Annotated in this window: 15 protein-coding genes; 3 read left to right on the top strand and 12 right to left on the bottom strand. The window is 47.2% G+C overall.

All coding sequences use genetic code 11. From position 1 onward, the window contains the following. Nucleotides 1-11 precede the first annotated feature (11 nt). The 9 genes from AC5JBY_RS19730 to AC5JBY_RS19690 form a co-directional block, all read right to left on the bottom strand. A complete protein-coding gene (locus AC5JBY_RS19730) occupies nucleotides 12-2,564 on the bottom strand; it encodes a DUF5686 and carboxypeptidase-like regulatory domain-containing protein (protein ID WP_495906364.1) in 2,553 nt (850 codons plus the stop codon). After that, entirely contained in the window at nucleotides 2,565-2,945 is a 381-nt protein-coding gene (locus AC5JBY_RS19725; protein WP_495906363.1) for a GtrA family protein, read from the bottom strand. Nucleotides 2,946-2,947: 2 nt separating this feature from the next. Beyond that, nucleotides 2,948-3,394, bottom strand: coding sequence for a phosphatidylglycerophosphatase A family protein (locus tag AC5JBY_RS19720; RefSeq protein WP_495906362.1), 447 nt, complete (start codon nucleotides 3,392-3,394; stop codon nucleotides 2,948-2,950). Continuing rightward, a complete protein-coding gene (locus tag AC5JBY_RS19715) occupies nucleotides 3,391-4,716 on the bottom strand; it encodes an inositol-3-phosphate synthase (RefSeq protein ID WP_495906361.1) in 1,326 nt (441 codons plus the stop codon). Before AC5JBY_RS19715 ends, AC5JBY_RS19720 begins: the two co-directional genes overlap by 4 nt. A gap of 25 nt (nucleotides 4,717-4,741) precedes the next feature. Further along, a complete protein-coding gene (locus AC5JBY_RS19710; protein WP_495906360.1) occupies nucleotides 4,742-5,734 on the bottom strand; it encodes an NAD-dependent epimerase/dehydratase family protein in 993 nt (330 codons plus the stop codon). Beyond that, nucleotides 5,731-6,852 carry a GNAT family N-acetyltransferase gene (locus AC5JBY_RS19705; RefSeq protein ID WP_495906359.1) on the bottom strand — a complete coding sequence of 374 codons (1,122 nt, stop codon included), beginning with the start codon at nucleotides 6,850-6,852 and terminating at the stop codon, nucleotides 5,731-5,733. The genes AC5JBY_RS19710 and AC5JBY_RS19705 overlap by 4 nt, the downstream gene beginning before the upstream one ends. After that, nucleotides 6,849-8,060, bottom strand: a complete 1,212-nt coding sequence (gene spt / locus AC5JBY_RS19700; protein WP_495906358.1) for a serine palmitoyltransferase — start codon at nucleotides 8,058-8,060, stop codon at nucleotides 6,849-6,851. The genes AC5JBY_RS19705 and spt overlap by 4 nt, the downstream gene beginning before the upstream one ends. 268 nt (nucleotides 8,061-8,328) lie before the next feature. Then, the gene (locus AC5JBY_RS19695; RefSeq protein ID WP_495906357.1) at nucleotides 8,329-9,222 is read right to left on the bottom strand and encodes an AraC family transcriptional regulator; all 894 of its coding nucleotides are present in this window, start codon (nucleotides 9,220-9,222) and stop codon (nucleotides 8,329-8,331) included. 365 nt (nucleotides 9,223-9,587) lie between these two features. Further along, nucleotides 9,588-10,016: a DUF7832 domain-containing protein gene (locus tag AC5JBY_RS19690; RefSeq protein WP_495906356.1), complete on the bottom strand. Its 429-nt coding sequence runs from the start codon at nucleotides 10,014-10,016 to the stop codon at nucleotides 9,588-9,590. Between the two features lie 37 nt (nucleotides 10,017-10,053). Here AC5JBY_RS19690 and AC5JBY_RS19685 point away from each other — a divergent pair, with 37 nt between their 5' ends. Beyond that, nucleotides 10,054-10,863, top strand: a complete 810-nt coding sequence (locus AC5JBY_RS19685; RefSeq protein WP_495906355.1) for a helix-turn-helix transcriptional regulator — start codon at nucleotides 10,054-10,056, stop codon at nucleotides 10,861-10,863. A gap of 4 nt (nucleotides 10,864-10,867) precedes the next feature. On the opposite strand, the gene AC5JBY_RS19680 is transcribed toward AC5JBY_RS19685, so the two are convergent. Together AC5JBY_RS19680 and AC5JBY_RS19675 are read right to left on the bottom strand one after the other, a co-directional pair. Beyond that, nucleotides 10,868-11,908, bottom strand: coding sequence for a ligand-binding sensor domain-containing protein (locus AC5JBY_RS19680; protein WP_495906354.1), 1,041 nt, complete (start codon nucleotides 11,906-11,908; stop codon nucleotides 10,868-10,870). Between the two features lie 3 nt (nucleotides 11,909-11,911). After that, complete coding sequence (locus AC5JBY_RS19675) at nucleotides 11,912-12,931, bottom strand: ligand-binding sensor domain-containing protein (RefSeq protein ID WP_495906353.1); 1,020 nt, start codon at nucleotides 12,929-12,931, stop codon at nucleotides 11,912-11,914. Nucleotides 12,932-13,127: 196 nt separating this feature from the next. Here AC5JBY_RS19675 and AC5JBY_RS19670 point away from each other — a divergent pair, with 196 nt between their 5' ends. Further along, nucleotides 13,128-14,786, top strand: a complete 1,659-nt coding sequence (locus AC5JBY_RS19670) for a serine hydrolase domain-containing protein (protein WP_495906352.1) — start codon at nucleotides 13,128-13,130, stop codon at nucleotides 14,784-14,786. 4 nt (nucleotides 14,787-14,790) lie between these two features. On the opposite strand, the gene AC5JBY_RS19665 is transcribed toward AC5JBY_RS19670, so the two are convergent. Continuing rightward, nucleotides 14,791-17,175 (bottom strand): ABC transporter permease, encoded by a 2,385-nt coding sequence (locus AC5JBY_RS19665; protein ID WP_495906351.1) that lies wholly within the window; start codon nucleotides 17,173-17,175, stop codon nucleotides 14,791-14,793. Nucleotides 17,176-17,486: 311 nt separating this feature from the next. Between AC5JBY_RS19665 and AC5JBY_RS19660 the strand changes: the two genes are divergently transcribed. Further along, entirely contained in the window at nucleotides 17,487-19,202 is a 1,716-nt protein-coding gene (locus tag AC5JBY_RS19660; RefSeq protein WP_495906350.1) for a glycoside hydrolase family 99 protein, read from the top strand. Nucleotides 19,203-19,212: the final 10 nt, after the last annotated feature.

Raw genomic sequence — 19,212 nt, 5'->3', positions numbered from 1 at the left:
AACAGAATAGTTTAAAAATCAAACTTTACCCTGGCACGTATGCCCCAGTTAGGCGCATCCGGATTTTCCAGGTATGTAAGACGCTTCACGAGATCTACACGCAACACTTTGAATATATTACCGATGCCCACATTGGCCTCCATATATGGCTTGTTCCCCAGCGAAAAAGTAGTGGTGGTACCATCCTCATCCGTAGGGAATAAAAAGGTATTCTTATTGTAGGCAGGATTGTTTTCCTTGCGCACACCGCCATACAGTAGCTTAAAGCCGGCCACCTCACGCAGCTTCAGCTTTTTAATAAGCGGCAGCTTATTAAAGATGAAACCATTGAAATAATAGTCTGTGCTTACCGATACATAATGATCACTGACAAACTCCATAAAGTTCATCATGTTGAAAGAGTTCAATTGGTAAGCATACGATTGGTTGGCCCGGTGAATGGTGAGCAAGGGGTAGGGGAGTTGCCCGAAAGTATAACCACCTTCAGTCACCACGTCCGCGTAACCGAACTGCGATAAATAGAACCGTTTGAAAATATTCAGCGTCAGCTGCTGATAATCATAATCACCCTTCACTAATCCTTTGAAGCCTTGCGCATAGCGAAGGCGGAAAATAGGATACTTATTATAGATGGGAATACGGTAGGCTTTACCCTGATAAAATTGCTCATTGGGGGCCCAACGCAATTCAGCCGAAAGCTCAGTAGTGGTAATGTCAGGAATAGTCGTTATGTCGCTGCCATTGGGCTTTTGATAAATGATACTGCCGGCTGCCTGTTGCTTCCAGTTCTTGAAGCCGAAAGTATAGCGGAAGTTCTTGCCAAACTCCCGTACATACTCGGCAGTAAAAATGTCGTTATACAACCACCTGTTATTGTCGCCCCGTTTGAAAGACAGCAGGAAGTTGTCTTCCTGTACAAACTGCAGTTCCTGTCCAGGTATCTTTGTGTCATGCTGGAAACCCAGCCGTATAAAGTTGAGCGGATACGAATAAATTGATTTGCCATTGAAAGAGTAAGCGCCGGATAAAAAGTACTTCACCTTTTCATCCTTGAAGCCATACGCTACATAGTTTTCAAAATACAGCCGTTTGCTGAACTTAGGCGTAGTACGTCCGCCAAAGCGTAACCGGAAACCTTCCACAGGGTTGAAACTATAAAAAGCATTCACAGGACCTATCTCATAAGGGCCGGCAGCTTTATAACCTGCCAGCAGGAACGTAGCCCAGTCCATCAGCCTGCGATACGACTTCATATTTTGCAAACTGTCCATATTGGTATAAGCCTTGGCTTCCGTAGAGGAAAGAGCGGTATGCCGGTTGGCTGTCCAAAAACTATCAGTGGTAGAAGCTGGTGCTTCAACGATCACTTCCGGTTTGCCTGCATATACGGAATCAGGCCCCGGCTGATTCACCACGTAATCCTTGTAGGAGACAGATCGTTCACCCACCAAACCGCCGGAAGCATTTTTAGACAAAGCAAACTCTGAAAGGATGTCGCTCATGATCACATGATACCGCCCATCGGTACCGCGTTCGAAATCCTGTTTAATGCGCAGTTGCCTTGTCCAGTTGAGGTTGGCATGCTTTGTCAGCTCCATTTGTATCTTCTGCACGGCATAGTTACTGTCGAGCGTTACGTACATCATACCCCTGAACAAAAGATCATTGGGGTTGCGGGGAGCAAAATTCAAACGCACCAGCTTGATACCGTCTAACTCAATAGTATCCCGCAGGTAAAACCGGTAAAAAGTAGGAGCGAGGTCCGAGATGGGACTTAACAATTGATTCGACAGCAAAGTAATATTAGGCTCGTAAATATCGATAGGCATATACATGCTGTTGAGATAGCGTGTAATGCCGTCATTGTCTACAAACTCACCAAGATTTACTTTCTTCTTGGCCAGCACGTAAGTCTTTTCTTTACGGGGATCTTTACGATAATACTTGTTGGAGATAGTTTCTTCAATGTAAACAGGCACAAGGCTCTTGCCTTCGATCTTCGAAGTATCCTGGTTCTCTACTAAGAACTTGTAATTCTTCAAAAGCCTGCTGTTCATCAGCTTTTCCGGTTTGTTCGTAAGAGAAAGCTCCATTTTCTCATACTGCTGATATTGGAGATAATCAGCAGCACTCATTCTGTTACGGTCCCTGTTATCGACTACTTTCCTGATCAGGTCTACTGCCGGATTATTCTTGTTGCTGTATTTGGTCCTTCTTCTCTTATTTACTACCACAGCCTCCATCTCTTCCAGCTCCATCGCCACATCGAGGTCTTGCGTAGTGCCGGCAACGATCGTTTTCGACAATACCTTGTAGCCGGCAAAGGAAAACTGCAACGTCACATTCTTGGGGTTGACGGTGGATATGGAATACCTGCCATCTTCGTCGCTCACGACGCCTTTGTTGCCTTTGAAATAAACACTCACAAACGCAAGAGGCTGGCGGGTTTGGGCGTCTCTTATAACACCCCTCACCACAGTTTGTCCCTGCGCAAATACAAAAGAGCAGGCTACTAAGAAGAATAAGGCCAGTCCTTTCTTGATGTCAATCAAACTAATCATCATCTACCAATTATTGCTAAACACGAAATTCTTTTGCAAGGGATAATTATACAGGAAAGCAACCAGTAGAGAAGTAACCACTTTCGATACCACATAATGGACCCCGGCACACGAAGCAAGCAGGTATACACCGCCTGTATTCAACAACAAATTGCCGGTCCATACCAGCGCATATTTCCAAAGTTGCCTTACTGCCCTTTCATCACCTGCCCGGAAAACCCAATGCCTGCCTATTAAAAAATTAACAATACCACCCGTTATCGTTCCTGCCACTGCTGCCAGCACCACATCCGCCCTGCACAATTGCACCAACAGTACAGTCATCAAAAAATCACTCAGCGAAGCCACCAGCGATGCCATATTGGCCTTCAGAAAAGTGATCATGATCAAAAGAGTTTAGCCGCCACAATTGCCCGCAGGATCAATTGCGAATAAATACCCGCCAGTACATCATCCGCCATCACACCCATCCCACGCGGCAGCAATTCTGCCCGCCCGATGCCCAGCGGCTTTACAATGTCGAAAAACCGGAACAGCACACAGCCAATCAGAATATACACAACGTCATGAGGCAGAAAGGCTAAAGTGATCATCATGCCTGCCACCTCGTCAATAACAATTTTGTTGCTGTCATGTTCCCAAACAGTCTCCATTTTTGTTGCACTCCAGGTTCCCACGGCCAGCAGAATGACCAGCAGTAAAGCCTGGTAAACGTATCCCATTGGAAAACAATACCATACAATGCAAAAAGCAACTGCGGCGGCAGTGCCTCCTCCCTTCCGGAGAAAACCTATACCGCCCGCAGTTGCAATAATGCTGGCAACGCCCATCATATAGCTGGTTCTGTTTCTTTTGTCAGGTCCAGCGCAGGCAGTTCCTGCGTATCCTGTTGCTTGATGGTACGCAATACCTGCTTCAGCGTATTCAGTTGTTTGAAAACATCATTCTCAGCCTGCTCGCCATTTTGCGTTTGCGGCGATTTAAGGTAAAATGACAGCCACTCTTGTACACCATACATGCCCGAACGTTGAGCCAGGTCGGCAAACAATGCCAGGTCAAGTACGATAGGAGCGGCCAGGATAGAATCACGGCACAGGAAGTTGATCTTGATCTGCATGGGATAGTTCAGCCATCCGAAGATGTCGATATTGTCCCAACTCTCCTTATTATCACCATGAGGAGGATAATAGTTGATACGGATCTTATGATACAGATCTCCGTAAAGATCAGGATGCAGGTCTGGGCGCAGAATATCTTCCAGCACACCCAGCTTGGATACTTCCTTCGTTTTAAAGTTCTCTTCGTCATCCAGCACCAGGCCATCACGGTTGCCCAGGATGTTGGTAGAGTACCAGCCGGTCACACCCAGTGAACGGGCGGCCAAGCCAGGCGCTACGATCGTTTTCATCAACGTTTGACCCGTTTTGAAATCCTTACCGCCAATAGGCGTTTTGGTTTTGCGGGCCAGTTGCACGATCGCAGGAATATCAGTAGTTAAGTTAGGAGCACCATTGATGAAAGGAATGCCTTGGCTCACGGCTGCATACGCATACACCATGCTGGGAGCAATATTCACATCATTGTTCTTCAGTCCGGCTTCGAAAGTAGCGATCGTTTCGTGTACAGCTGATTGCTCGAGGTACTTCTCGGTAGAACCAGTCCACACGATCACTACGCGGCTTACATTATTAGCTTTCTTGAACGTCTCGATATCTTTGATCAGTTCCTGGGCAGCATCCCACTTCGTAGCAGATTGCTTGATGAACTTGCCATCCAGGTTCCTTACATAGTCCCTGTCGAAAACTGCCTTCATCGGCTTGATCACTTCCAGCTCGGGCCTGATGGAATCCAGCAAGCGCTGGTCGAGCACCCGTGCATGCGTAGCTGCCTGGTATATATTGTCCTCATAAATGTCCCATCCACCAAACACTACATCCTCCAACGCAGCCAATGGCACATAATCCTTAATAAGGGCATAACTGTCTCTGCTTCCTTCTTCCAGCTCGATATGGCCGGTTTGGGTAAGTGATCCGATCGGTTTGGACAAGCCCTTCCTGGTGGCAATAACACCCGCGATCATAGTCGAGGCCACTGCGCCCAAACCTGGGAGCAGGATGCCTAATTTTCCTTCTGCCGGCAATATTTGTTCTTGCATAATCCTTATTTTTTTCTTGTATAAATTATAACCACTTATTTTGATGATACCAGTGCAACGTCTCTTTCAGTCCTTGTTCCAGTGAATACTGCGGACAAAAGCCCAGTTGCGTTTTAGCCTTCTCGATACTACACTGCCAGTTTACAGCTGTCAGCTCATGCAGCTTCTCCCGGTTCAGCACAGGCGCTTTGCCACGCCATCCATACAGCCGCTCCATGGCAAAAGCAAGTCCTTTGATCATTCCGTAAGGCAGGTGCAATCGTACTGTTTTCCGGTGTAGCAATTGTTTCGACAGATTGGCCAGTTCATATTGACCATAACTCCTGCCATCTGAAATATTGAACACTTCATTCGATAGCCCGGAGAACAGGGAGTTGATGATCACCGAAGCCAGATCCTTTACATATATAAAGCTCAATTGTTGTTCAATCCGTCCTATGTATGCTTCAATGCCACGATTGATGGAGCGAAGCATGATGAAAATATCCCGTTCACGTGGGCCATACACTGCCGTAGGACGCAATACTACCAGCGGAAGCGATGGCAAAGCCTGCAGCTTTTGTTCTCCCAGCAACTTACTCCTGCCGTAAGCAGTTACAGGCGCTGGTTTTACGGCCTCTGTGATCACTGCGTCATTACTGTTCAAAGGTCCCATAGCTGCCAGACTGCTCACATACACAAACTTGTTGAGTCGATCGCCAAGGCTTGTTAAAGCAGCATTGGCCAGGTTAACACCATAGTCTGCGTTGATCTTGTCATACGCCTGCTGAGTCACTGCCCGGGTTGCGCCGGCTGCGTGCACGATATAGTTACATCCTGTAGCGGCCAGTTGTTTCGTCAGCAGTTCCGGGTTGGTATAATCCAGCTCACAATACCCGATATCATAACCCTTCAGGTGGCTTACATCACTGCCAGCCCGTATGCCGGCATATACCGAAAGCCCATTACGCAGGGCCGCTTCGATAAGATGAAAGCCAATGAACCCGCTGGCGCCCGTTATCAGTACCCTTTCCTTCATAACGGTTTTTCGTAAATGCGATAGCGTTTATATACTTTGCCGTTGATGTTCTCCAGGCCCTTATTCATGAGCTCATTGTGCTCCAATATCCACGATGCCTCGCCACCTTTCATCCGGCGGGCGCCGGCCCGGCGGATAATAGCAGCATAAAAGCAGGCCTCGATACCCAGCTTACGGTATTCTTTCTTCACGCCCAGCGCCAACACACGCAGGCGATTCACTTTCTTCATGCCTAAGAGCAACTTGAAGATGCCGGTAGGCAATAACCTGCCGCGCCTCACTTTGATCAGTATCTGGTTGATGTCCGGTATTGCCAGTGCAAAACCGATCTGTTTGCCATTGTGCTCAGCGATCAGGCACAACTGTTCATCCAGTACCATCTTCAGGTCCTTCGCCAGGTAGTTGAATTCATTAGTGGTCATGGGCACAAATCCAAGATTCTCATCCCATGCATCATTGTATATTTCCAAAACCTTTTTCGCTTCATTCGCCAGGTCCTTCTTCTTCACCGTGCGGATCGTGATCTGCTTTTGTTTAAGCCGGGTTAGTAAGCGTTCTTCCAGCAATACTGGGCGGTCGCCAACTGCCTCGATAGGCAAATCATAAGCCAACAGATCTACCTTTTTGTGCAGTGACACCTGCTCCATCAATGACGTATAATAAGGCTTATTATAAGTCATCATGGCAAGCGGCGGCTGATCGAAGCCATCGATCAGCAGACCACAAGGTTCATTGGTCGATGGGTTCACCGGGCCAATGATCGTAGTGGCGCCTTGCTCTTGCAACCACTGCTCTGCAGAGTCGAATAAGGCAAGGGCTATTGTTGGGTCATTGACACATTCAAAAAAGCCAAAGAACCCATCAGTAGTTTTATTAAAACGATTGTGATTATTATTCAGGATGGCGGCAATCCTTCCGCTGATCACATTATCCTTATAGTACAGAAATAGCTGCACTTTCGAATGCTCATGGAAAGGATGTTTACCAGGCGTTAGCAGATCGCGTTGAGCAATAAAAAGCTCAGGCACATAATTCGCATCCCCTGCATACAGATCATGGGGGAAGTCGATGAAAGCCTTCAACTGCTTCGCAGAATGTACAATTACAATACCGGTCATGCACTTTCTTTTTTCAGTTCCAGACCAATACCCAGCATAAGGGCAGTTTCTTTCATTTTCTCTACAGCCTCTTCGATCTGGCTGAAAGAGTGAGTGGCCATTAGAGATAACCGTATCAGCGATGATTCAGAAGGTACGGCAGGTGATACCACCGGGTTCACAAAAATGCCTTTATCCTGCAGGGCCTTGGTGAATAAGAAAGTCTTATGATTATCACCAATGCGCACAGGGATGATGGGGCTTTGCGTTTCGCCGGTGTTGAAACCTTGTTCTTTCAACAATAGCAGCATGTGGTTGGTATTATCCCACAGCTTATTGATACGTTCAGGTTCTTCTTCGATAATGTCCAATGCTGCAATTACACTGGCAGTAGAAGCAGGCGTCATACTGGCGCTGAAAATAAGCGCCCGCGCTTTATGCTTTAGGTAATCGATCACAGCCCTGTCACCAGCCACAAAACCTCCCAGCGAAGCCAGCGACTTGCTGAAAGTGCCCATGATCAGGTCCGTTTCATTGGTAAGGTTGAAGTGAGAAGCTGTGCCTGCACCATTCACACCAATAACGCCCAGTGCATGAGCGTCATCTACCAACACGGCTGCACCATACCTTTCAGCCAGCGTGGTAATTGCAGGCAGGTGGGCTATATCGCCTTCCATACTAAAAATGCCATCTGTAACGATCAGCTTGAATGCATCAGCAGGCAGGTTCTTCAGCCGCTGCTCAAGATCGGTCATATCATTGTGCCGATACTTGATTACCCTCGAAAACGAAAGCCTGCTGCCATCGATGATGGAAGCATGATCGTATTCGTCCAGCAACAACACATCGGCGCGGCCAGCCAGTGCCGACAGCACACCCAGGTTGGCCTGGAAACCTGTACTGAAAAGAATAGCATCCTCCTTGCCGGTGTAAGCGGCCAGTCTGCTTTCGAGCTCTACATGTAGATCCAGTGTGCCATTCAAAAAGCGGGAACCCGCACAGCCACTGCCATATTTTGAAATAGCGGCGCTGGCAGCTTCTGCTATCCTCGGGTGGTTCGTCAGGCCGAGATAAGAATTAGAGCCAAACATCAACACACGCTTGCCGTTGAGCACCACTTCGGTCTCCTGCCCCGATTCAATCACCCGGAAATAAGGATACATATTTTGCTCTCTGATCAAATCCGCGTCTCTGAATGCAGAGACTTTTTGCTGTAGTATATTTCGCATGAATCAACTTTCCAACTTATAGATATTCCGGTCAACGATTGCAAAGTTGGAGAGCGGCTGACATAGCTGCAATGTCAAAAAGTCTCCGGTATATGTCTAAAATTCTCCTCCTTTCAATGTCCACCTCCGTGTTGAAAAATAGACATATTATGCGTGAACAATCCCGCCACAAGGCTTGTTTTGCGATTGTATAACGATCACCTATAGACACGAAAATAGGCATGCCTGCAGGGCAGTTGCACCGGTGAGTCTGAACATGACAATAATATTAGGCGCTTCTACGGTAACTGGAAGGGGTAATGCCAGTATAACGTTTAAAAAACTTGCTGAAGAAAAACTGATCACTGAAGTCAAGACGGTCTGCTACCTGGGCAATACTCAACGTATGATCACGGAGCAGATTCTTGGCCTCCACGATCACCTGATCATCGATATACTTTCCCGCTGTTTTGCCCGATAACTTCTTCACTGTTTGCGTTAGGTACTTCGGGGTCACATAAAGCCTGTTGGCATAGAATTGCAAGCCACGTTCCGTCTTTACATGTTCTGGTAGTAAGGCCAGGAAACGCCACAACAGTTCCTCTTTTCGGTCATGCACGGCTTTCTTCTGGTTCGTATACCTATAGAAAATACCCGCCAGTTCAAACTGGAACACGTTAAAGAAGTTGCGCACCACTTCGGCGGCAAAAGGATTGTCGTCTCCGGCAACGTTCTTTTCCTGCAATAACTTGATCACCGTCATTAACTGAGAGGCGTCATGCTGGGTCAGGTGAAGATGCGTGCAGGGACTGGTAGATAAGTACTCGAATGAGTCTATATGTCTTTGGGAAAGGCCGGTATCCAACAGGAAAAAGGGCGTAAAAGCTACACAGGCTATATTACTGCAGTCTTCGGCCCCGCCTGAATAACGTATGGCGTAAGGGGGAATGATCATAAGGTCATTCTCACGGACCACGTACTCCTCTTCGTTCAGTTGTAACGTTAGAGAACCATGCGTAACCAGTATAACCCAATAAGAATCAGAGCGAAAGGGGTGCTGAAAGGAAGGCTTTTTACGCTCAGTTTTACTGAGCATGATCTGAAGATCGTCCGGATACCAGGAATGTCCGGCATAGTCGGTCAGGTCCCTGATTGTATGGAGGCGTACAGGATTTTCCCTCATACAAAAAGATTTAAATTGTATGAAGAACCCCAATATCGTCCCCCCGGTATATTGTATAATATACGACAGATCAGCTTCAAAATCATAGCAGTATAATTTCCCGCTGCCTCTCGGCTTGGTTTAACAAAGTTGAGAAGTCAGGGCTAATGTTGAGGGAAAAACATACAAACTGTATGGATTGTTCGACGAAGCTGGAAAAAAATTATAGAAAAATTAATCTGTCACCCTGGATCGCTGTCATCTTGAGCCTGTCGAAGGGTTGGTCGCCTTGCAGCACTGCCCATGTTGTGTGGCAAGGCGGCTCACCCTGATCTAAAGGAATTTGTCGAAGGGGTGTTTTAGAGCTTTTAAGGTAACCAACATCTTTATAGATTTTCCCGCTTCCAGTCAGCAAAGCGCTGGTCGAGCACCTGCTTCAGCTTGTCATAATTCTCCCAGGTGTCGGCAACATGATAAATTGAGGGGAGGCCCTGACCAAGGGTCATTTCATAGTCGGCCAGATATTGGCCCTTTTCGAAATCAAAGTAGGCCGAAGCAAACCGGTTGCCCGGCTCATTAATGTCCTCGTCCAACAACGTGCCATCGCAGCAGCGTTGAAAGATTTGCGTGCCGGTAACTTCTTTTTTCCTGAACTCGGCTATTTCATCTTCAAGATCACTCTTGAAATCATCACTCATCAGATCATTGTCGAGCAGCCATCCTACGAACATACCTGTATGAACATATGCCTGATAGCTGTCCAGTCCTTCAGGGAAATCACCTTCATAATGCCATTTTGCCTTGTCGTATACCATAAGGTCCTAAGTTCGGATTTTCTGCTATCTTACCGCCATGAATTGCTCGAAAGTTGGCCAGTTTTACGGAACCACCAATGAAACCATCCACCTCGATGGTGTTACGCTCACGGACACAGTGTATTCACTGGGCAGGGTGCCCTGGCATTTTCATGAATACAATTACTTCACGTTTATCCTTGAAGGAGGAATGACAGAAGGCAATAAAAAGCATGTGTACGAGTGCTGCACGGGCGACCTGTTGTTTCACAACTGGCAGGATGCACATTACAACATTGCATCAGGCAGGTTTACCCGGGGCGTTCATGTGGAGGTCAGTTCCCAATGGTTCGATTGCTTTGATAAAGTCAACAGCATAACAGAAGGGAGCATCCGTATTACCGATCCCCGCGTAAAAATGTTGATGTACCAAATTGTTAAAGAGATGAAGCTGGCGGGCAATGCCGGCCAGTTGAGTATCGATACCTTGGTATTGGAAATATTCGGACTGCTCACGAATACAGCACTTGTTGCTGGAGAAAGAAAGCCACAATGGGTAAGCAAAGTAAGAGAGATACTCCATGAATCTGAAGACGACTGGAAGCTGGCCGACCTGGCAAGGTCGGTAAATATTCACCCGGTCCATTTATCCCGCCATTTCTCTAAACACTTCGGCATGTCACTCGGTGACTATGTAAGAGCGATCAAGGTACAGCGGGCACTGACCTTGCTGCCCAATGATGAACTCTCCCTCACTGATATTTCTTTCGAATGCGGTTTCGCCGACCAGAGCCATTTCATCCGCTCCTTCAAATCCTTTTACCAGGTTACGCCGCTGCACTACCGGAAGTTCCTGTTAAAAAAGTAAGGCGTTACTTTTTAAAGTAGGTGAAGGTCTTTCCATCATAACGATGCACCCCATTCTGAAGACCTGCAGCTCCATACCAGATACTTCCATCGTTAGCTTCCAATATCCCCAAAAACTCCATTCTTCCTCCTGACTTGATTTCCGTTACAGTGGGTGTTTTATCGTACAGCGACTTGGCTTCATAACGTGAAAGAGCCCAGACTTCCTGATTCACTTCACCAGTAGTCCAGATGTTTCCTTTTTTATCCTGGATTATTGCAAAAGCCCCCCGCTGCGATACCTTGGTAAAGGTGCTGCCGTCATAGCGCCAAAGACCACGGTTAGCAGGGTCATGGCCTTGGCCATAGCCATTGTCGCCAAACCAGATGTTTCCTTTTTGATCTTCGATAATCGACCAAACGTTGTTAAACGCTTTGCCATCTTCGTTTTTTAAAACGGTAAACGTTTTTCCATCATAAACAAACATATTTTCTCCTTGTGCACCAAACCAAAGCTTGCCGCTTTTGTCTTCAAGAAGCAAACGGATACTGTTACTGGGAAATCCATCTTTTGTAGTAAAATTTCGAAAAGATGTCCCATCATAACGGCTTGCTCCGAACCAGAGATTACCGGCTCTGTCTTCATAAATATGCATAACACCATTGCTGGCAAGCCCATCCTTTGTTGTAAAATGCTGAAAGGATTTCCCGTCGTAACAATAAACACCCGAATCCCTAGTGCCGAACCAAAGATTTCCTTTTCGATCTTCCAGCACATCCCAGAAGCTGGAGAACCTGGGCGAAATTACTTTGCCTGTCAGATTGGTAAAAGATGTTCCATCGTATCGAAACACGCCTAAGTAAGAAGCAACCAAAATGTCTCCGTTCCTGGCATGCCTTACATGCCGCGTCATACCCATAGGAAACCTGGTGGTTTCCGCCTCTTTGAGTTGAGCCTCAGTGTATCCTACGCTGGTATTGTCTTTTGGTGCTTTTGTTTGGGTTTGTCCACAGGAGGTCTGAAAAACAAACACCAGGAACAAAGCATATACATGTGTGTATTTCATGTTTTATTTTAATTGGTGGTGAGGCCTCAATTGCTGATTCTCTTTTGTTCTAAAATCCGTGAGGGTCTTCCCATCATAACGATGTACCCCACCTCCGGATCCAAACCAAAGACTTCCATCGTTAGCTTCCAGTATTCCCAAAAAATCCATTGTTTCCCCTGAAATGATTTCTTTTACAGTGGGCACTTTATTGTATAGGGACTTGGCATCATAACGGGAAAGCGCCCAGCCCTGGCCAACGGAAGGATTTACGTCACCGGTAGTCCAGATGTTTCCTTTTTTATCCTGGATGATCGCATAAGCGCCTCTCTCCGATACCTTGGTGAAGGTGCTGCCGTCATAACGCCAAAAACCATCAGCGTCACCAAACCAAATGCTTCCCTTTTTATCTTCCATTATTGACCAAACGTTTTTAAACGAGCTGCCATCTTTGTTTTTTAAAATGGTAAATGTTTTTCCGTCATAAACACACGGCCCGTCCCCGGTGGCAAACCATAATTTCCCGGTTTTGTCTTCCATGATACTGTTACCGCCATTATTGGTAAAATTTTGAAAAGATTTCCCATCGTAACGGCTTACTCCACCTCCGGTGCCGAACCAAATATTGCCGGCTCTATCTTCATAAATAGAAAAAACCACATTATTGACAAGCCCCTCCTTAGTTGTGAAATGCTTAAATGTTTTCCCATTGTAATGATAAACGCCGGAATCAGTAGAAGCGAACCAAAGGTTTCCATGGCGATCTTCCAGCACATTCCAGTATCTGCGCGAACCTATTTTGCTGGCGATATTGGTAAACGATTTGCCATCGTATCGGAAAACCCCACCCCATGATGCAGCAAACAAAATGTTTCCGTTTCTATCTTGCCTAACATGCCGGACCATTGTGTTAGGCCCGTAGGAAGTAACTGTGTCTTTGATATTGTAATTGATATTATCTTGATGTGGTTCAGTTGGCTTTTGTCCACAGGCGGTGTGAGAAACAAATAGTAAGAACAAAATATAGATGAGCCCGTATTTCATGTTTTTCTATTTACAGCGAAACTACTTTGATCCTTTCAGCTTCAAGGGGCAGGATTGTAAATTAAAGTGTAAACTGTGTAAATTATTGCAAATAGTCCCTCCCCGCAGAGCTTGCCCCGCTTGCGGAGAGGGGCCCTTTAAAGGAGGTGTTAATATCGTTCTATTTTAAGAACGTACCCTGCTATAGTTTTGGCCTATGAACCAACCCAATAAGTATAGCTATTTACGCCTGTCGATCCTCTCTTTTTTATTATCAGGCAGCCTCATCGCTACAGCCCAGGAGGTGGTAAAAGACCAGGGTATTACATCAGCCTTGCACAAAGCCAATACCGGCAGGATCATCTTTACCGGTAAACAGATCGCCGCAGCCAGCCTTACACCCGGTGATATGTTGCAGAGCTATGAGCTCACGAATAAAAGCAACCTGTTCATCACGGCATTTATGGCCCGTTCTCTCACCAATTATATGCACCAGCTGGCGCCCGGGCTTGCTGCAGACAGCCTCCATAAACTAAGCGGTTATCGTTTCTCTTTACTGATCGACGATCGCCTCATCTACCAAAGCGATATCCAGGGGGCGCCACTGCCACCGGTTCGCGATACGGAGACGGTCATCAGTAAGCCCCTTATTGACAATGAGCACGAAGGCGCCTGGTGGAGCCAATACTTCTGGAACCGTTTCATGTACAATGGCGGCGACAGCGCCTTGACGGAAGGCCAACACCTGTTGAGGATGGAGATCCGCCCCCATGTGCTGGAAACAGCTGGGGACATTATTGCCGCCGGCGAACTGAGCCTGGTGGTAAAAAGAAAGCCGGTCATCGACCTTTCGAAAGTGCAATTAAGTCCCGTTAAACCATATACTGATTTCGCCGTTTCTACCGAAACATTCGACCGTAATAAGATAAAGGAACTGAAAGGCAGGATCGAGGCAGCAGAGTTTAAGAAGATCAATGGTGTTGTAGTGATAAAGAATGGCAAAATATTGATAGAGGAATACTTCAATGGAGAAAACAGAAACTCCCTGCACGATACAAGGTCAGTAGGCAAATCATTTGCGTCCACCATGGCAGGCATTGCTATAGGTGATGGCTATTTAAAAGGTGAAGACCAGACGCTCAGTGAGTTTTATCCGTTACAAACATTTGCGAATTACTCGCCCGATAAGGATCGTGTTACGTTGAAAGACCTGCTTACGATGCGTTCGGCTTTCGATGGGAATGATGAAGATGGCAACTCGCCGGGAAATGAAGAGAATATGTACCCCACGGATAACTGGGTAAAGTGGGCGCTCGACTTACCTGTAAGCGCAACCAGGCCCCGTGAGCAATGGCATTATTTCACAGCTGGGGTGGTATTGCTGGGAGACGTACTCAATAAAACAGTACCCGGCGGACTGAAACAATATGCCGGTAAAAAACTGTTTGCCCCGTTGGGCCTCAAATACGAGTGGCAGTATACACCACAGCACGTGCCCAATACGGCGGGCGGCATCCGCCTCAATGCACTGGACCTTGCCAAATATGGTCAGTTGTATAAGAATGGCGGCACCTGGAAAGGCAAACAGGTATTGCCGGCATCGTGGGTGGCCAAAAGCTTCAGCAGGCAATTACCTATCCATGGCAGGCCGGGTGAGTATTATGGCTACCTGTTCTGGAATAAGGAGTACAAAGTGGGAGGAAAGAGTTATGAAACATACTATTGTTCGGGCAATGGCGGCAACAAGATATTTGTATTCAAAGACCAGCCCCTGGTGATCGTAATAACGGCGAGCGCTTATGGACAAGGCTACGCCCACAGGCAGGTAGACCGTATAATGACTGATTTTATTTTACCAGCTGTGCTGTCCAAATAGAGCCCTATTCTGATCGCAGGCGCTTCACCGGATTGGCCGAAATGGCTTTTACGGTATGGAAACCCACTGTTAACAATGTTATGAGGACGGCCATACCACCTGCTGCGGACAATATCCACCAGCCAGCCTGAATACGATAAGCAAAACCTTCCAGCCAGGCATGCATAGCCCACCAGGCTATGGGAAATGCGACTATGGCCGCTATGAGGATGAGCAGCAAAAACTCTTTTGACAACAAGGTAAATAAGGAGCCCGCCGATGCGCCCAGTACCTTTCGGATACTCACTTCTTTGCCACGTGCTTCTGTAGTAAAGACAGATAACCCGAATAATCCCAACGCCGCTATAAGAATAGCGAGCACGGTTACCGAAGAGAAAAGATTTTTAAAACGTACATCATATTGATATTGCCTGGCAAACTGCTCATCGAGGAAAGAGAAATTGAAAGGCTTGTCAGGGTTGTAATGCGTCCATGCTTGCTGAACAGCGGCGATATCTTTTGAAAGGTCTTGCGAGCGAAGTTTTATAAAAAACGTGCTTCCACTATCTTCCGATAAAAAGCCAAAAGGCTTGATGGGCTCATGCAGCGAAGTAAAGTGAAAATCTTTGGTAATACCTACGATGGTAACAGTATGCGTCTTCCCGGGTGCATCATCCCACTCGAGCTGTTGACCCACGTAAGGCTTTTTCAGCCCCAGTTGTGCTGCTGCTTTTTCATTTAAGATGATAGACGTACTGTCGCTTCTTGAATGGAAGAAATTCCTCCCTGCTACCAATTCAAGCTGCAGTGCGGGCAGAAAAGAATGGTCGATGCGTATGAAGTTGAGCGATATATTATTCCCGGTTGCACCGGAGCTCACACCGTTCACGGCATTCATACCTCCCAAAACACCATTGGCCCTCGCCACGTCCGTTACAGCAGGTAGACGCTTCAGTTCATCCAGCCAGGAACCTTTGGCGCCAGCTGCTTCCCGGCCTGTAGCACTTACATTGGGTACCAGCAATACATTGTCTTTATTGAATCCCGGGTCCTTTTGAGTGATATAATCAACCTGGCGGTAGATGGTGATAAAGCCGGCTATAAGCACGATGGATATGGTGAATTGAAAAACTACCATACTCTTACGGAAGTAAACCCCACGCAGCGAAGTAATAAATTTTCCCTTGAGCGCTTTCACGGGTTCGAAGGCTGCATAGTAAAGCGCCGGATATAAACCAGCTACCAGGCCAATGGCCAGTGCGATGCCCGTTAATGCCAGCCATAGTTGCCAGTTGCCCGACAGGATCAGCGACAAGTCGCTGTTCATAAGCTGGTTCAGGAAGGGCAATAACAGGAAGAAGGCCACCAGCGCAATGATGAACGAGATCAGCGCAGTACTCACTGCTTCAACAAGGAATTGCATCACAAGCAGTCGTTTTGAAGCCCCCACTATTTTACGGATGCCTGCCTCTTTGGCTCTTTTTAGCGATTGCGCAGTGATCAGGTTCACATAATTGATGCCGGCTATGATGATCACCAGTATGGCGATGACAGTCAATATCCTGATATAAGAAAGATCGCCATTAGCGCCCAGTTCCCATTTCAGGTTCGATCGCAGGTGAATGTCTGTAAGCGATTGAGCATAATATACATTCTTGCTTTTAGGTTGGTATTTATTGAACAGCGGTTGCAGCTTTTCTTTAAAAGAAGCAGCATTGGCATTCGGCTTCAGCAATACATACGTATAAAACCTATAACCATTCCAGTCTGCATTGGTGGCAGAGTCACGCCCGGCGGTAAAAGGTATTAAAAAATCGAAAGTGAAGTGAGAGCTTTTAGGTACGTCCTTTACAATACCTGTTACTATATAGTCCTGGCCGTTGTTGATATTGATCCTGACTGTTTTGCCGATAGGGTCTTGATTGTTAAAGTATTTCCGGGCCGATGATTGTGTCAGTACAATTGACCGGACGGTCTGGAAGGTATTGGCTTTGTTGCCGTGTGTAAAAGGGAAGTCGAATACATCGAAGAAGTTGCTGTCGATGCGGAGCAGGTTGTTTTCATAAAAACCTTTGTCCTGGTAGAGAATGAGGAACTGTCGTCCCCATGCAGGAAACACACGGGTAGCGGTGGCCACTTCGGGTAGATCGTTGCGCAAGGCATTGGCCAGGGCAGATGGGGTAGTGGCATCAGGAATGCGAGTCCCATCATCATTCCTGAAGTCTTTTACCACCCGGTAGATATGAGCTGCGTTTTTATGATAACTGTCGAAACCAAGCTCGGTCTTTACATACAGCAGGATAACTATAAAACACAATAGGCCGGTGCTAAGCCCCACAATATTGACAAAAGAAGAAACCCTCGTTTTCCAAAGATTTCTCCAGGCAATCAGAAAATAACTTTTGAGCATACTGAGGAGTTTTGGTGTGACGGGACGGCTCCGGAAGGTGACACCTTTCGCTCACGTAGCAAAAGAAGGTGTTACCTTCCGGAACTTTACTCACCATAAAGATGCCATTTTGTTATTTTATTGAATGCCAAACAAGTATTACAGCTGCAACTTGCTGAAGGTGTACGCTTTTGGCACAACGTGCGTCCGTTAATAACCTCAAATAGTCTTGTCTATAACAAGGCCGGTTAATCTATTATTAAGCCTTCATTAATCCCCCGACTCTACATTTAGCCCCTAACGTTTGCATTCTTCCATTTAAACAAAGTCATATGAAAAAACAATTCATTCAAAAAGCTGCTTTTATTGTGCTGACAGGTGCCATCGCTTTAATGCCCCACTGCTCCAAACCAATAGTGGCAGATGGTAAAACGCCACCACAACCCGATGCCATTACCGACCTCGCATCGCCACCCGGCGATGTAGTAGGTAAACTCACAGTCGGCTACCAGGGCTGGTTTGCCGCCGCAGGCGATGGATCGCCCTACAACAGCTGGCAACACCAGAACCTGGAAATGTGGCCCGACTGCTCGGAGTACACGAATGGCTATGCAGGCATGCCCTTCCTGCAGGATGGCATCGCACAGCCTCCTTATAATGGTAACCTGGGCAATGGCCAGCCGGCCAAAATGTTCTCTTCCTACGATCAGCAGGTAGCCAACGTACATTGTAAATGGATGCAGCAAAGCGGCATCGATTGCATCGCCCTCCAAAGATTTGGCAGCGCCATCGTGGTAGGAAGTGTAAAGAAGGCGCAGTTTGATGGCATTGCCACCATGATGAAAAATGGCGCACAAACGTATGGCCGCAAGTTCTACATCATGTACGATTGCAGCGCTACCGATCCGATCGACGTAGACTGGACCAACACGATCACGGGCACCCTGAACCTGACAGCTTCTTCCGCTTATGCAATGCAGAACGGCAAGCCGGTAGTATGCCTTTGGGGAGTAGGCAAATCGGGCCGTGGCACTACAGCCGACTGGTTAACGAAGATCAACTGGTTCAAAGCACAAGGCTGTTATGTGATCGGGGCGCCGCTGGCCAACTTTGCTACCGATACGCCCAACCAACCCGCCTACAATGCCTGCCACATGATCATGCCCTGGTGGGTAGGCAAGCAGTCCAACTTTCAAACATCCTACACTAGCGACCTTGCTTATTGCAACGCCAACGGACTCGATTACCAGGGTTGCTCTTATCCCGGTACGGCCTTCGCCAATACAAATGGTCAGGCCACCTCACCGCGCAATCAGATCAAACGTATGTATGGCAACTTCATATGGTCGCAGTTTGCAGGCATGCGCAACGCTGGCGTACAAAGCATGTACGTGGCCATGTTCGATGAAGCGCAGGAAGCCACTTCCATTTTTAAATGTGCGGAAAATGCTTCCCAGATACCGGCCGGCAAGTACTTCCTCACGCTCGATGCAGATGGGGTAGTGTGCTCCAAAGACTTTTACCTGCGCCTCGTAAACAACGGCCAGAAGATGGTGAAAGGCTTGATCCCTTATCAGGCTACACATACCACCCCTTATACAAACTACCTCGATGTTTGTGATGCCAGTACGGGCTGGGCGGGTGGCAATCCTTTGTCGGTGAATACGACGGATAAGCAGGAAGGCACAGGCAGCCTGCAATCCGTTGGCAGCGGTACCGATGAGTTTAAGAAAATATTTACCCCTTTCAATTCCGGCGCTACTGCTGCCAGCGGCACCATCCGGTTTTGGTACTATGTGTCAGACATTACGAAGTTGGGACCTGCCAACCAGATCGAAATAGGCAGTGGCGGCGCTGCTGACGTAAGCGAATACAACTGGAACATCGGTACGCTGGTCAATGGCTGGAACCTGATCACCAAGTCATTTAGTACAGCCGGCACCACAGGTGGCACGCCCAACCTCAGCGCCATCAACTGGTTCAGGATCTACCATGCCAAGACAGGCAGCGTCACCACAAGGGTCGATGGCATTCAGATATTTCCTTAGCATTTAGCAT

Source organism: Paraflavitalea sp. (assembly GCF_059502485.1).
The sequence above is the reverse complement of the archived record's forward strand: the minus strand, read 5'-3'. Positions and strand labels throughout refer to the sequence as shown.

Coding starts and splice junctions, on each gene's coding strand:
- AC5JBY_RS19730 (WP_495906364.1), bottom strand. CDS start 2,564: ATGATGATTAGTTTGATTGACATCAAGAAAGGACTGGCCTTATTCTTC.
- AC5JBY_RS19725 (WP_495906363.1), bottom strand. CDS start 2,945: ATGATCACTTTTCTGAAGGCCAATATGGCATCGCTGGTGGCTTCGCTG.
- AC5JBY_RS19720 (WP_495906362.1), bottom strand. CDS start 3,394: ATGATGGGCGTTGCCAGCATTATTGCAACTGCGGGCGGTATAGGTTTT.
- AC5JBY_RS19715 (WP_495906361.1), bottom strand. CDS start 4,716: ATGCAAGAACAAATATTGCCGGCAGAAGGAAAATTAGGCATCCTGCTC.
- AC5JBY_RS19710 (WP_495906360.1), bottom strand. CDS start 5,734: ATGAAGGAAAGGGTACTGATAACGGGCGCCAGCGGGTTCATTGGCTTT.
- AC5JBY_RS19705 (WP_495906359.1), bottom strand. CDS start 6,852: ATGACCGGTATTGTAATTGTACATTCTGCGAAGCAGTTGAAGGCTTTC.
- spt (WP_495906358.1), bottom strand. CDS start 8,060: ATGCGAAATATACTACAGCAAAAAGTCTCTGCATTCAGAGACGCGGAT.
- AC5JBY_RS19695 (WP_495906357.1), bottom strand. CDS start 9,222: ATGAGGGAAAATCCTGTACGCCTCCATACAATCAGGGACCTGACCGAC.
- AC5JBY_RS19690 (WP_495906356.1), bottom strand. CDS start 10,016: ATGGTATACGACAAGGCAAAATGGCATTATGAAGGTGATTTCCCTGAA.
- AC5JBY_RS19685 (WP_495906355.1), top strand. CDS start 10,054: ATGAATTGCTCGAAAGTTGGCCAGTTTTACGGAACCACCAATGAAACC.
- AC5JBY_RS19680 (WP_495906354.1), bottom strand. CDS start 11,908: ATGAAATACACACATGTATATGCTTTGTTCCTGGTGTTTGTTTTTCAG.
- AC5JBY_RS19675 (WP_495906353.1), bottom strand. CDS start 12,931: ATGAAATACGGGCTCATCTATATTTTGTTCTTACTATTTGTTTCTCAC.
- AC5JBY_RS19670 (WP_495906352.1), top strand. CDS start 13,128: ATGAACCAACCCAATAAGTATAGCTATTTACGCCTGTCGATCCTCTCT.
- AC5JBY_RS19665 (WP_495906351.1), bottom strand. CDS start 17,175: ATGCTCAAAAGTTATTTTCTGATTGCCTGGAGAAATCTTTGGAAAACG.
- AC5JBY_RS19660 (WP_495906350.1), top strand. CDS start 17,487: ATGAAAAAACAATTCATTCAAAAAGCTGCTTTTATTGTGCTGACAGGT.